This window comes from Thermodesulfovibrio sp. 3907-1M (genome assembly GCF_040450955.1).
In the GTDB taxonomy this organism is placed as follows: Bacteria; Nitrospirota; Thermodesulfovibrionia; order Thermodesulfovibrionales; family Thermodesulfovibrionaceae; genus Thermodesulfovibrio; species Thermodesulfovibrio autotrophicus.
Genome location: NZ_CP144373.1, coordinates 408074 through 421306, shown reverse-complemented (window position 1 = coordinate 421306; position 13233 = coordinate 408074). Strand labels below are relative to the sequence as shown.

Below are 13233 nucleotides of genomic sequence, written 5' to 3'. Positions count from 1 at the left end.
AAAAAAATTGAAAGTGTCTCTTTCTGGGCAAGGACTTTATCATGCTTTTCAAAAAGATTTATTGATATATTATAACCTCTGGGTTTATCTTCAGGACAAATGCCCCCTGCAGGGATCGAACCTGCGACACCAGGTTTAGGAAACCTGTGCTCTATCCTACTGAGCTAAGGGGGCTAAAAAAATTATAGCAAAAACTAAATAAAACTGCCAAATTTCAGAAAGAAAAGGGGTTGAAAAATTAACATGTTTTAGGGTATAAAAAATAGTTATGAAAAAACTGGTAAGCTTAATCATTTTTCTCATCTTTACTCTCTCAACTCCATGCTATTCTGAAGACAACAAAGATACTACTCCCTCTCTCAAGCAGGATGAGAAAAAAGAAGTGATATTCTCAGGGAATGAGGATTTTAAACTTCTGCCTGATACAAATGAAAGCTTTATCGGAAAAATAGAGAAGCATATCAATTTATTCTCAGAAAAATTAAGAGAGAAATTTGCCCTTTGGCTGAGCCGTTCAACAAAGTATATGGAAAAAATGAAGGAGATACTGATAGAAAAGGGATTGCCGGAAGACCTTGTTTATTTACCTTTAATAGAAAGCGGATTTAATGTTAATGCTCGTTCAAGGGCAAAGGCTGTTGGCCCATGGCAGTTTATTGAAAGCACTGCTAAAAGATATGGTTTAGTAGTTGACTGGTGGAGAGATGAAAGAAAAGACCCTATTAAATCAACCATTGCTGCTGCAAACTATCTGAAAGATCTTTATCAAATGTTTGGAGACTGGTCGCTTGCCCTGGCAGCTTACAATGCTGGTGAAGGAAGAATCTATAAAGCCATGAACAGGGTTGGTGAAAATGATTACTGGATGCTTTTAAATACTAAGTATCTTCCAAAGGAAACAAAAAATTATGTTCCAAAATACATTGCTGCAATAACAATTGCAAAACAACCTGAAAATTTTGGTTTTGGAAATATAAAGGAACATGAAAGTTTAAGTTATGAAGAAGTTGTTATCCCATCTCCTACTGATCTTGATGTAATTGCCAGATGCGCAGGGGTTGATGTTAACGCTATTAAAGAATTAAATCCTGAGCTAAAAAGGTGGTCTACTCCAATGAACGTTAAAGAATACATTATCAGGATCCCTGAAGGCAGAAAAGACACTTTTCTTTTAAACTTTGAAAAAATACCAGCTGAAAAAAGATTCAGCCATGATACATATATCACAAAAAAAGGTGATACAGTTTATAAAATTGCTAAAAAAACAGGTTATTCCATCACAGTGCTTTATGAGATGAACGGAGCGGAGTTATTCAAAAATTTACAACCCGGCACAAAAATTATGATTCCTCCCCATGAAAAATTTACTCCTTTAAAGGAAGATAAATTCTATGAAAAGAAAATTGCAAAAAAGAAAATCATTTCAAAAAACAAAAAAACCTCTCAACACAGCAAAACTAAAAGAGTGAAAAAAAATAAAAAGGCTTAATGATTTAACTTTTCTAACTCAACTTTTGCTGGTTCAACCATTGTAGAATAAGGAAACTTATTAATAAGCTCTTCATAATATTTTCTGGACTCCTCTCTGTTATCAGTGACTTTTGCCAGCTCAAATAAAGCAGCATCTTTCATAACAATAGATTTTCCATTTATGATTTCCTTTAACGATTTGATTGTCCGCTCTTTATCATTGTTCTTAAGATAAATCATGGCAATTTTAAATTTTGCAAGATTTGAAAAAGTTTCATCATCCATACTTGCCACCTTATTTAAGTATTCAATAGCTTTCTTGTTATCTTCAGCTAAAGAGTATGAATATCCAGCATTTATAAGATAAATAATTTTTTTCTTTTTTTCATAAGCTTTTGCAAATAGATCACCTGCCTGAGAAAATTTCTTCTGCAACATTGCCTTATAGGCTTCATATTCAATTTCTTTTGCATCGCTTTCCTGTTTAAGATTGTAAATATAAAAGCCTGTTATGAGAAAAACTATGCTTAGAAATATAAAAATTCCTATCACCAGCTTCTTTTTTTGAGCAATTAATTTTTCTTTAATGGTTACAACATCTTCTGCCTTATGTTTCATTAAGCCTTCCTCCTTACAATTTCTTCCATATTCTGAAATACTTTATTGATCTCTACCTGAGATAGCCCGGCACCTCTTAATACTTTTATGGCAAAATCCTTTGAGATAAAATCTCCAGGTGAATGGGAATCAGTGTTAATAACAAGTTTTGCCCCATGTTTTAAAGCCATGCTGGCAACATGACCATTGCTGAGGCTGTGACCCCTTCTTGATGTAATCTCAAGATATATTTTTCGCTCTGCTGCCCATGATGCTTCTTCCTCAGTTATCAATCCTGGATGAGCAAGAATGTCAATGTCTGACTGCAGAGCCATTCTATTTGTTCCTTCTTTAACTGGCTCAACAAGGGTTTCACCATGAACAATAACTATTTTTGCACCAAGCCTTCGTGCTTCTTTTGCCATTTCTGGAATTGTATATGGAGGAACATGGGTTAGCTCTATTCCTGGAAGTAAAACAACACTGGTAAAAGGCTGAATATCCTTCATTGCTTTTACAATTCTTGGAATAATTAACTCAATGTTTGACTGATCTGCATGGTCAGTTATTGCAAGGGCTTTATAACCAATTGCCTCGGCTCTTCTGATAATCTCTGCAGGAATCAATTCTCCATCGCTGAAAACACTGTGAATGTGAAAGTCTATCACTTTATAAACTCCAGCATTTTTTTAAACTCAGCTGTTCCTGCTTTTTTAAGCAGTTGAAATACCAGTGTTTCCGTGCATGTTATAACTGCACCAGCATTTTTCATGAGTTCAATCCCTATTTTCCAGTCCTGTTTTTTACGGCTGCATACAGCATCAGAAGGAACAAAAACATGGTAGCCCCTTTGAAGCAGGTCAAGTGCTGTCTGCCATACACATACATGGGTTTCCATTCCTGTAAGAATGATTTTTTGCCTGTTAAGCTCTCGAATTTTGCTGATGAATTTTTCCTCTCCCGCTGAGCTAAAACTTATTTTTTCAATGGCTTCATCATTGATCAAGCTCTTTATCTCCTCAAGAGTTTTTCCCAATCCTTTTGGATACTGTTCGGTAAAGATAATGGGAATTTGATAAATTTTGCAAAGTTCAACAAATGTAATGATATTTTTTACTGTTTTCTCAAGAATATCCTCTTTCATTGCCTTAGCAAGTTTTTCCTGCATATCAATTATTACAAACAGAGCATTTTCAGGGCTTATAAAAAACTTTTCAAAGCTCATTTATTCCTCCTCTGCAAGTTCTCTTAAAAGTTTTATTATATCATCTATTTTAAATGGTTTTGTAACATACCATTTTACTCCCAGTTCCCTGGCAGTCTGTTTGTCTATTTCCTGTCCCTTTGCTGTAAGCATAACAACTTTCATCTTCCACGAAGGTGGCTCTTTCTGTAGAATTCTACAAATCTCAAATCCACTCATTTTGGGCATCATTATGTCCAGTAAAACTATGTCAGGTTTTTCCTTTCTAATTAACTCAAGACCTTCAACGCCATCGCATGCTTCAACTGCCTGAATCTGCATATCCTCTATCTCTTCAATTATCTGTAAAATTAGCTCTCTTATGAGAGGCTCATCATCAACTATTAATATTTTCATTAACTCCCTCCCATTTTCTTTTTAAAGGAATCGTGAAATAAAATGTGCTTCCTCTGCCCAATATGCTTTCAACCCAGATTTTTCCTCCATGAGCTTCAACAATCTGCTTTGAAATTGGAAGCCCCAATCCTGTGCCCCTTGGTTTACCCCTTATAAGGTCTCCAACCTGTTTAAATTTCTCAAAAATCCTGTCTTTTTCTTCTTCAGGAATTCCTATACCAGTGTCTTCCACAGATACGAGTATTTCATCTCCATTAAGCTGTGCTTTGCATTTTACATATCCTCTTTCAGTAAACTTTAAAGCATTTGATAGCAGATTAATTACCACCTGAATGAGTCTTTCTCTATCAGCGTTAATAACTGGCAAATCTGGTTGAATCTCTATGTAGCAGGGAAGCCCTTTCTGTTCAAAAAGCGATGAAAGAGCCTTGTATGCATCTGTTATGACTTCATTTAGTGAAATCTCTGCGAAATTCCATACTGTCTTACCTGACTCAAGTTTTGAAATGTCAAGAACATCATTTATCAAAGATGTAATCCTCTCTCCTTCAGAAAAAATGATGTTAAAATTTTTATTAATCTTGCTTACTGCTTTGGATAACTTTGAATCGTTAAGGTCAAGATGGGGAAGAATATTTTCAACGAACTTCTTATTTATCATCTCAACAAATCCAAGTATTGAAGTAAGCGGCGTTCTTAATTCATGACTTACCACAGTGATAAACTCAGTTTTAAGTCTGTCAACTTCTTTTTCCTGAGTAATGTCTCTTATTAAGATAACAGAACCAAGAATTCCTTTTGCCTCTGATTCTTCAGAAAAATACTCTTTTTTAATGCTTTTTGCAACAGCCTTTCCAATCCTTTTATTAACAAGATTTATCTCAGTAGAAACAACTTCTTCAGTATTAAGAGATTTTTCTACCAGTTTATTTAGTTCCTTTCCAAGAATATCAATATTTTTCCCTATCATTTCAAACTCTGCCTTACCAAACATTTCTGAAGCAGCTGGATTAATGTGATTTATTACTCCGTCTTTATCAACAACAATGAGTCCATCAGCCATGTTATCAATTATGGTGGTCAGATAGGCAAGAGTATCCTGAAGCTCTACAACAGCATCTTTAAGAGCAAACTCGTATCTGTCAAATACTTCATTTATGTTATTTGCCATTGATTGCATTGTATTGGCAAGAAGTCCTATTTCATCCTTTGATTTAATCTCCACTTTAGCATCAAAGTCATGGGCAAGAAGCTTTTTAGCATATTCAGTCAACTGATTAAGGGGCTGGGATATTCTATTAACCATAAAGTATGCAAGAAGCACACTAAAAATAAAGATTAGACAAAGAAGTGTAAGCTGTTTACCAAGCACAGCCCACATTTTTTGATTGATGTTGTTTTTATTCATTCCCACGTGAACGTAACCTACAGCTCCTTCTGTAATTGGAGAAACTATGTCCAAAAAATCTCCTGCTCCCTGAATACTTACATCTTTTATGCCACTTTTATGTATCTGGGCAATTTCCTTAATCTCTTCAGGAATTGTGGGAATAAATGTATGTGAGATTATCTCACCTGTGGAGTCAACAACAAAAACATAGGAAACTCCTTCAATTTCAAGAAACTGATCTATCATTGCCTGAACAGTGGCAGAATCAAGATTGAGAATTGTTTCTGCAGAAGATGAGGCAATGCTACTTGCAATAGCAGTTCCTTTTGATTTGTATTCTTCAGCCAGATTATTATAGAGATGCCATCCAGAAAAAACACTTATTGTTACGAATATAATAGCAAAGAGAAATATTATTCCAAGCAGTGTTTTCTGAAAAAGCTTTGACATCCTCATTTTTTCCACTCGCTCCAGTCTTTTATTGGAACAAATTTGCCATTTTTGTAAGTTGTATAATAAACTCTATCCAATGCCTGATGTTTCAGCGGAGAGAAACTAATTTTTTCATCAATGCCTATATCAAGATTTTTAATATGTTCCACCACTTTTTTAATATTTTCTCTTTTTGGTTCTTTGCCAAGTCTTTTAAGAACTTCAACAATAACTTTTGCATTAAGAAAGCCTTCAAAGCTTACAAAACTGTATTTAAGGGGTTTATAGTCTGCCTCCATCAACTCTGGAGGTGGCATGGGATTATACTTATCCATAAAAGCTCTATACTGCCTTACTGCCGGTAAACTCATGTCTTCATAGCTTGGTACAACCTGAGAGTTTATCAGATTGTGGGTATATTTTTTACCAGTTTTTTTCTCTTCTTCAAGAAGAAGATTTATCATAAATTCACTACCTACAAAAGATACATTTGCAATAGGAACATCCCATCCCATGTCTCTTGCATCTCTTATAAATCCTGCACAGGCTGCATAAGCACCAACGGATATAACAGCATCTGCTCCAGCGTTTTTTAGAATCTCAACCTGTTTTTTAAAACTCTCTGAATATTTAGCACCTCTTTTATATGTTGCCTCTGCTACTATTTTAGAACCGTATTTTGCAAGTGTTTTTCTTACGCCATCCCATCCACTTCTTCCATAGGCATCAGCCTGATAAAAGATTCCTATTTTTTTTCTTCCAATTTTTATGAAATTCTCCACAAGCCCACCTGTTTCCTGTTCATAGGATGCTCTTAAATTAAATACATATTCATCATAAGGAGGCTTTCTGTGAGGTAGAGCTCCTGTAAAAGGGAAAAATAAATAAATATTCCTATTGCTGTAACTTTTCAGTATTGGCAGTATTCTTGTTACAGTAGGAGTTCCAACATAGTTAAACAGGGTAAAAACTCTGTCTTCTTCAACGAGCTTTATGGTGTTTTTTATTGTGGGAATCGGATTATAACCGTCATCGTAAGCTTTAATAACGATTTTTTTTCCGTAAATGCCACCATTTCGGTTAATGTAATCAAAGTATGCCATTGCTCCTCTGTAAAGCTCTATTCCAAGTCCTCTTGTTGGACCCTTAAAGGCTGCTGACATACCAAGAACTATGGTATCATTGTATTGTGTGGCATATATGAAGGAGGGAATTAATAAAAAAAGAGTGATGATTAAAAAAATCTTTAAAACTGAACCTGACATCTTTTCACTCCATTGCCTTCATCCTTTATCCAAAGAAGAGTTTTATTGTTTCTTCTGCACCAGTTTTTAACATCGTTTTCAAAGGTTGGACAGTCTGCAATAACTTCAAGAATATCTCCCTTTTTCATTTTTAATGCTTTGATTGTCATCTGAATTGTTGGTTGTGGACATTTTAAGCCACGAGCATCAAGTAAAATCACTGCCATAACTTACCTCCTCAATTGCATCAACTATTCCCTCTATCTCAGATAAAATTTCCTCATCAGTGTAGCCATCAATATCAATTGCCTTTGAAGGACATGAAGCCACGCATATCCCGCATCCTTCGCAAAGAACTTCAATAATCTCTGGTTTTCCCATTACACTCTCAATTGCTCTATAGGGACATTGAGATAAACATATGCCACAACGGCTGCATTTATTATAGTCTATTTTTGCTATAAATGGTTGCCTTATTATTTTCTCCTTAAATGAGCTGAGAAGTTCTCCAACCTGAGCCATTACATCAGTTATTGTTTCCTGTATTGTCATAGGCTCTTTGACAGAGCCTGTAAAAAATACTCCTGAGACTTCCTCTATTTTTTTATCTGACACAATTGCAGGACATAGAACAACAATGTCACAGGGAATTTTATCGTTTTTAAAAGAAATAATCAATGAATCTTCTCTTTCAATCTTTAACTCCTTTAAGTTTTCATATCTTAAAACTTTTGTCAGAGGGTCTTTAATTGCCTGTGAATAAAGTTTGTATGCCTTTTTACCTGGAAGCACTATTTCCTTAACAAAGTGAATTATTTCAACATCTGGCTGAATCTGTCTGATTACTCTGTTAAACTTAAAAGCATACTGACAGCATATTTTACTGCAGTAGGGATAGTAATCTTCATCAAGGCTTCCAACACAATGAATAATTGCAATCCTATGGGGAACACTTCCTGAACTGGTTATTATTTCTCCTTTGGCAGGTCCCTCAGAGTTTAAAATTTCTTCAAATTCCAGCGCATTATAGACATCTTTAAATTTTCCATATCCAAGCTCAGCAAAGGCTTTACAATCAATAAGCTCAAATCCTGTTGCCCAGAGTATGGCATTGACTTTTATAGTTTCTTCATTCTCTGATTCATTGAAATTTATTGCATCTGGCACAGGACACTCCTTTATGCATAAATTACACTCCTTTCCTTTAAGAGCAAGACACAGCTCAGGATTTATTCTTGCCACTGCTGGAAGTTTCATCGATTCTACTCTGATAGCATTTACTGGACAGACTTCTTCACATTGAGAGCAACCAATACATTTTCCAGGATTAACATAAACTGGCTTTGATAAAACCTTTGCAAAAAGGCTTCCGAAAAATCCTTTTAATTCTTTTAATTCCGAATTTAATCTCAGTTCTATATCAGAACTTAAAACCTCCTCAATCATTGGATGTACCACGCAGGGTCCGCAGGAAAGGTCTGGAAAGAGTTTTTCATATCTGGTAATTTTACCACCAAGTGAGTTTTCCCTTTCAATAAGATAAACTTTCCGACCAGCCCTTGAAAGAGCGAGTGCTGCCTTGAGTCCTGCTATACCTCCTCCAACAACCATTATATTATCTGAAACTGGAAATTCTTTTTCAAAAAGAGGTTTTTGTTTTTTCAGTCTTTCCAATGCTCCCTTGAAAAGTGCATATATTTTTTTCAGTGCTTCCTGTTTATCTTTAGTAACCCATACAACCTGTTCTCTGATATTAACAATATTGATCATATATGGATTAATCCCTGCTTTTTGAGCAATACTCTGAAATACAGACTCTTTATTTTTGGGCGAGCAGGCAAGAATAATTAATCCGTCAGGTTTTCTTGAGATGAGTAAATCTATAATTTCTTTTTGTGTCTCCTCAGAGCAGGCTAATTCAAATTTTTCAAACCATGCAACTTTGTCAGTTATTAAAGCTTTAAGTTTTTCAAAATCAATCTTTTCAGTTATCTGCCCAGCACAGGCACAAAAAATAACCCCGATTTTCAACACTGCCCTCTTACTGAGATAAATTTAAGACTATTTTACCACAAAAGACTCAATCTTCTACGAATACCTCTATGGCAATTTCAGGGCATACAACTGCACACATCGCACATCCTGTGCAGCTGTCAGGATTGGAAAATCTTGCAGGGAAAAAACCAGAGGAATTAAACTCCGAGGAAAGTTCAATACATCCCTTAGGGCATGTTAATACACAGTATTTGCATCCTTTACATCTTTCTGTGTCAATAACAATTAAACCTCTCGCCTTTGTTTGCATAGACTTAATTTTAAATGTTTTAATGTTTTAAAGTCAAACTATGGAGGAAGGATACAAATCTCCTTCCTCCATAGTTTTAATTAACAACCTTCAACAGCTTTTTTCTTCTTCGGTGTTGGTGTGGCTTCTTTACCTTTTTCTTTTGTTACCACACCATCTTTTACTGTAACTTTGTCTCCCACTTTAATACCTTTTACATTTTTAACTTCTACTGTAACTTCTTTGCCATCAGCCTGCTTGATTGTAAGTTTTTTCCCTTCAATTTTTGTAATCGTCCCCTGTACCACCTCAGTTTTCTTAGTATCTGCAGCAAACGATACAAAAGCTACTGCAAATACAAATGTTAAAACAATCAGTAATGCTATTGCTTTTTTCATTCTGTCACCTCCTTTCTTTTCAGAATTTGTTAAATTATATCAATAAGCTGACAGTTTTGTTAACTGTCCAGCATATACTATTGCTGCCCTTAAAATCAATGTCCCAGCGATCACGAGAATAGCTGCAAAGTTCATCCTGAAAATCTGAGCTTTTGTAAACTCTGCATGCAAACCATCTTCAAACTCCTTTAACTCACCAAGTTTAATTCTTAATGCTAAAGGAAGCAGTAAAAATATGGCGATCAAGGCAAGTGTAAAGATAAAGTGTTCACTTGTAAGAGAGAAAAATGGCGCAATAGCTTTTTTATAAGGTGCAGTGGAAGTATAAAGTCCATAGAAAAACAAAGCTATCACAACAAGTTCTGCAACTATTAACCATATATCAATCTTCGTAAATAAAAATTTTATCTCAGCCTTTTTAGCTATTATAACAACCATTGCTGCACCAGAAGAGAGAGCTGATACGAGAAACAGAATCGGCAGTGTTGCATTATTCCATAAAGGAATTGCTGCAAAGGAGCTTAAAAGCACACCGGTGTATATTCCAAGAAATATTCCTAAAGCAAAATTTAATTTTGCTATGGGTCTCATTCTAAGAGCAAGTTTTTCAGAAAGCTTAATAAGTAATGGAAGTTTAAGTCTATGTCTTTGCTCTTTAGGAATCACAGCCAGTATATAAAGAGCATTGGCAAAAAGCACAGCTGGTACTCCCCATGTACCCCAGGACATTAAAGAGAGAGGCTGAAAGGTTAAATAGCCCCATACAAGATGCAAGGGTGAACCAAGGTCAAGAATTATGAATAAAGCACCAACTGCAAGCACAATAAATGCAATTAAAGGAGCTCTAACGCATTGCGCAAGCTCTTCCACAGGTTGCTTTGGAATTCTGAGGTTTGCAATTGAACACATTACAAGTATTCCAGCAGAAAGACCTCCAAGAAAAAGATAAAAAACAATTCTCCAGTCCCAGACCTCCAGATGGGGAAATGTTATTGCGTTTGTTCCTGTAATGCTCAACTCTATCATCATAAACCTCCTGCAAATTTTTTATTAATGTAAAACACCCTTGGTGATGTGCCAGCAAATTCAAGCCTGACAGTAGCTTCATGTTTTTTTAAAAGCTGTGATACCTCACTATTTGGATCATCAAGGTCTCCAAAGATTCTTGATTTTCCAAGGCAGGTTTCAACACAGGCTGGTTTTCTGCCTTCTTTAAGTCTGTGCTCACAAAACGTACATTTATCAGCCACTCCTTCAGGAGTTGAGTATCTTGCATCATAGGGACAGGCTAAAATGCATGCCTTGCAGCCAATGCATTTTTTTTTGTCAATCTGAACTGTTCCATCCTTTGCTCTGTGGGATGCTCTTGTAGGGCAGGCATCTATGCATGGTGCATTTTCGCAGTGATTGCAAAGCTCTGACCTCAGTTCCATTCTTAAATTCGGGAATTCGCCTCTCACTTCTTCAACCACCCGTGTTCTAAAATATCCATCTGCAACACCGTTTTCCTTTTTACAGGCAATCACACATGCCATACATCCAATACATCTTTCCACATCTATAACCATTACATATTTTGGCATGTCTAAACCTCCTTTGTAATCTTCACAAAATTAACCCTCATCCCAACACTTCCTGAAATCTGGTCTATGGCATACCTTGTAATTAACTGCTGATCATCAGCTCCTCTGAGGTATGCTTTCCTTAAAAGTTTAGATGTTGAACCAAATCCATGGACAAGATAGATACAGTCTGGTCTTATTCGTTCTGTTACTTTTGCTCTTACTTTATTACTCTTTACTCCGTCCTGATTTACAAGAACAATGTAGTCACCCTGTTTAACTCCAAGCCTTTTTGCCACCTTTGCATTAATCCATGCAACATTTTCTTCCATGAGTTCCCATAAAGAAGGATTATTGGTTGTCCTTGAAAAAGTATGAACTGGTGCCCTTCCATAGATAAGTCTGAACCATCCTTCTGGTGGCTGTTCATGCTTTGTGTATCTCGGGACAGGGTCAAAACCATTTTCCTTAAGCTCTTTACTGTAAAGCTCTATCTTGCCTGAGGGTGTTTTAAATTTAAAGTCCTCACCCGGTAAGATGTAGGGTTTAGCACTCTCTGGAAAATCAATATATCCCTTTTTAGCAAGTTCAGAATAATCAATTCCCCAGGCTTGAGCCTTGATTTTTAAAAAATCCTCAAAGGTATTCCACGGAAAGTAATTCTCAAGATCGAGCTTTTTACCGAGTTCTTTAGCTATCCACCATCCTGGCTTGGTATCATACATGGGCTGAATGACAGGCTGGCGAATTGAAACTCCAAAGGCTCTTTCCTTAACAGTGAATAAATCATCATGTCGCTCAAGATAGGTGCATTCAGGTAACACTACATCAGCAAGCATCACTCCATCATAGGGCATCATGTCAACAGCCACAAGAAGATCAAGTTTTTGAACAGCTTGCAGTGTCTGTCTTTGATCTGGCATTGCTTTCATTATGTTAGTTCCTGTTATAAACCATGCTTTGATTGGATATGGTTGTTCTGTCAAGGTAGCTCTAACAATTTCGTGGGTTACTCCTTCTTCACCTGCAAAAGGATAATTGCCCTTGTTTATTGCAGGCTTTTGCGGCTCTGGATAATTATTCTCTGAGAGAAACACCGGCTCAAGCTTTTTCTTTGGAGTGAGATAAATTCCACCAGGTCTTCCATAAGCTCCAAGAAGTGCTGTTAATATGGCAACAGCACGCTGACGCTGAACGTTGTCTGAATACCAAGCAGTGTGTCTTCCAGGATGTATCAAAACATGAGGTTTATTTTTCCCAATTATTCTTGCTGTTTCAACAATTAAACTGGTTGGAATCTCCGTTTCCTTTTCAGCCCATTCTGGCGTATACTGTTTTACTGAACTGGCAACTTCATTAAAACCTACAGTGTATTTTGCTACATACTCTTTATCATAAAGTTCTTCCTGAATTATTAAGTTTATCCATGAAAGTAAAAGAGCCAGATCAGTACCAGGCTTTATTGGTAACCAGTATTTTGCCTTACCAGCTGCTGTTGAAAATCTCGGATCAACAACTATAACAGTAGCACCTCTACCAACTGCTTCTGCAAATTCCTGACACTGGGAGTTATGAGCGTTCTCACCAAGATGGCTACCTATCAAGACAACTACTTTGCTGTTCTTTAGATCAAGTCTTTCAGGATTGCCAACATCTTCTCCAAAGGTAACTTCAAAGGCTACACCACGAGCACCTCTGCAAAGTGCAAAGGAAGGCATTGCAAAATTAGGAGAGCCAAAAGCCTGAAGAAGATGCATAAAGTAAGTTGATACTGTTCCATGTGTAAGTAAGGCTATTGATTCTGCTCCATACTGTTCTTTAATTTTCTGCATTTTATCTGCCACAAATCCAAGTGCTTCATCCCATGAAACCTTTTTAAACTTTGCCTCTCCTCTTTTGCCTGTGTTGATAAGAGGTGTTTTTAATCTGTCTGGATCATAAAGGAGCCCTATTCCACCATGACCTCTTGCACATAATTTCCCCCGAGAGTTTGGATGAAGAGGGTTTCCATCAAGTTTTACTACTTTACCATCCACAACCTTAGCAATTACGCCACACCGCCAGAAACACATCTCGCATGTAGTGGGAACATATTGAGGTAATGAGACAGGCTTTTTACCAAGACCTAAAACAGAGGTTACAACTGAAGTTCCAGCTACAGCTACTCCACCTGTTGCAGCTGCAATTTTGAGAAAATCTCTTCGGGTAATGGTCATACCCTCACCCCCTTGCTTTTGTTATACTATATATAAAATG

At 36.4% G+C, this 13233-nt stretch carries 14 protein-coding genes and 1 tRNA gene; 1 reads left to right on the top strand and 14 read right to left on the bottom strand.

Going from position 1 to position 13233, the window contains the following annotated elements; translation table 11 throughout:
- Nucleotides 1–100 precede the first annotated feature (100 nt).
- A tRNA-Arg gene (locus V4D30_RS02310) sits at nucleotides 101–174 on the bottom strand.
- A gap of 94 nt (nucleotides 175–268) precedes the next feature.
- On the opposite strand from V4D30_RS02310, the gene V4D30_RS02305 reads away from it, so the two are divergent.
- A complete protein-coding gene (locus tag V4D30_RS02305; RefSeq protein ID WP_353684642.1) occupies nucleotides 269–1489 on the top strand; it encodes a transglycosylase SLT domain-containing protein in 1221 nt (406 codons plus the stop codon).
- Here the strand turns inward: V4D30_RS02305 and V4D30_RS02300 are convergent.
- The 13 genes from V4D30_RS02300 to V4D30_RS02240 form a co-directional block, all read right to left on the bottom strand.
- A complete protein-coding gene (locus tag V4D30_RS02300; RefSeq protein ID WP_353684641.1) occupies nucleotides 1486–2088 on the bottom strand; it encodes a tetratricopeptide repeat protein in 603 nt (200 codons plus the stop codon). The two genes, V4D30_RS02305 and V4D30_RS02300, sit on opposite strands and share 4 nt — an antisense overlap.
- Entirely contained in the window at nucleotides 2088–2735 is a 648-nt protein-coding gene (locus tag V4D30_RS02295; RefSeq protein WP_353684640.1) for a histidinol phosphate phosphatase domain-containing protein, read from the bottom strand. The genes V4D30_RS02300 and V4D30_RS02295 overlap by 1 nt, the downstream gene beginning before the upstream one ends.
- Nucleotides 2732–3292 (bottom strand): hydrolase, encoded by a 561-nt coding sequence (locus tag V4D30_RS02290; protein WP_353684639.1) that lies wholly within the window; start codon nucleotides 3290–3292, stop codon nucleotides 2732–2734. Before V4D30_RS02290 ends, V4D30_RS02295 begins: the two co-directional genes overlap by 4 nt.
- Nucleotides 3293–3667, bottom strand: a complete 375-nt coding sequence (locus V4D30_RS02285) for a response regulator (RefSeq protein ID WP_353684638.1) — start codon at nucleotides 3665–3667, stop codon at nucleotides 3293–3295.
- Nucleotides 3648–5507, bottom strand: coding sequence for an ATP-binding protein (locus tag V4D30_RS02280; protein WP_353684637.1), 1860 nt, complete (start codon nucleotides 5505–5507; stop codon nucleotides 3648–3650). Before V4D30_RS02280 ends, V4D30_RS02285 begins: the two co-directional genes overlap by 20 nt.
- A gap of 2 nt (nucleotides 5508–5509) precedes the next feature.
- Nucleotides 5510–6754, bottom strand: a complete 1245-nt coding sequence (locus V4D30_RS02275; protein ID WP_353684636.1) for an ABC transporter substrate-binding protein — start codon at nucleotides 6752–6754, stop codon at nucleotides 5510–5512.
- The gene (locus V4D30_RS02270) at nucleotides 6736–6960 is read right to left on the bottom strand and encodes a sulfurtransferase TusA family protein (protein WP_353684635.1); all 225 of its coding nucleotides are present in this window, start codon (nucleotides 6958–6960) and stop codon (nucleotides 6736–6738) included. Before V4D30_RS02270 ends, V4D30_RS02275 begins: the two co-directional genes overlap by 19 nt.
- The gene (locus V4D30_RS02265; RefSeq protein ID WP_353684634.1) at nucleotides 6941–8764 is read right to left on the bottom strand and encodes a 4Fe-4S binding protein; all 1824 of its coding nucleotides are present in this window, start codon (nucleotides 8762–8764) and stop codon (nucleotides 6941–6943) included. Before V4D30_RS02265 ends, V4D30_RS02270 begins: the two co-directional genes overlap by 20 nt.
- A 49-nt stretch (nucleotides 8765–8813) precedes the next feature.
- Complete coding sequence (locus V4D30_RS02260) at nucleotides 8814–9038, bottom strand: ferredoxin family protein (RefSeq protein WP_353684633.1); 225 nt, start codon at nucleotides 9036–9038, stop codon at nucleotides 8814–8816.
- Nucleotides 9039–9118: 80 nt separating this feature from the next.
- Complete coding sequence (extJ, locus tag V4D30_RS02255) at nucleotides 9119–9415, bottom strand: selenite/tellurite reduction operon protein ExtJ (RefSeq protein ID WP_353684632.1); 297 nt, start codon at nucleotides 9413–9415, stop codon at nucleotides 9119–9121.
- 39 nt (nucleotides 9416–9454) lie between these two features.
- Entirely contained in the window at nucleotides 9455–10444 is a 990-nt protein-coding gene (nrfD, locus tag V4D30_RS02250; RefSeq protein WP_353684631.1) for an NrfD/PsrC family molybdoenzyme membrane anchor subunit, read from the bottom strand.
- Nucleotides 10441–10998, bottom strand: coding sequence for a 4Fe-4S dicluster domain-containing protein (locus V4D30_RS02245; protein WP_353684630.1), 558 nt, complete (start codon nucleotides 10996–10998; stop codon nucleotides 10441–10443). The genes nrfD and V4D30_RS02245 overlap by 4 nt, the downstream gene beginning before the upstream one ends.
- Before the next feature lie 2 nt (nucleotides 10999–11000).
- Nucleotides 11001–13193, bottom strand: coding sequence for a molybdopterin-dependent oxidoreductase (locus V4D30_RS02240; protein WP_353684629.1), 2193 nt, complete (start codon nucleotides 13191–13193; stop codon nucleotides 11001–11003).
- Nucleotides 13194–13233 lie beyond the last annotated feature (40 nt).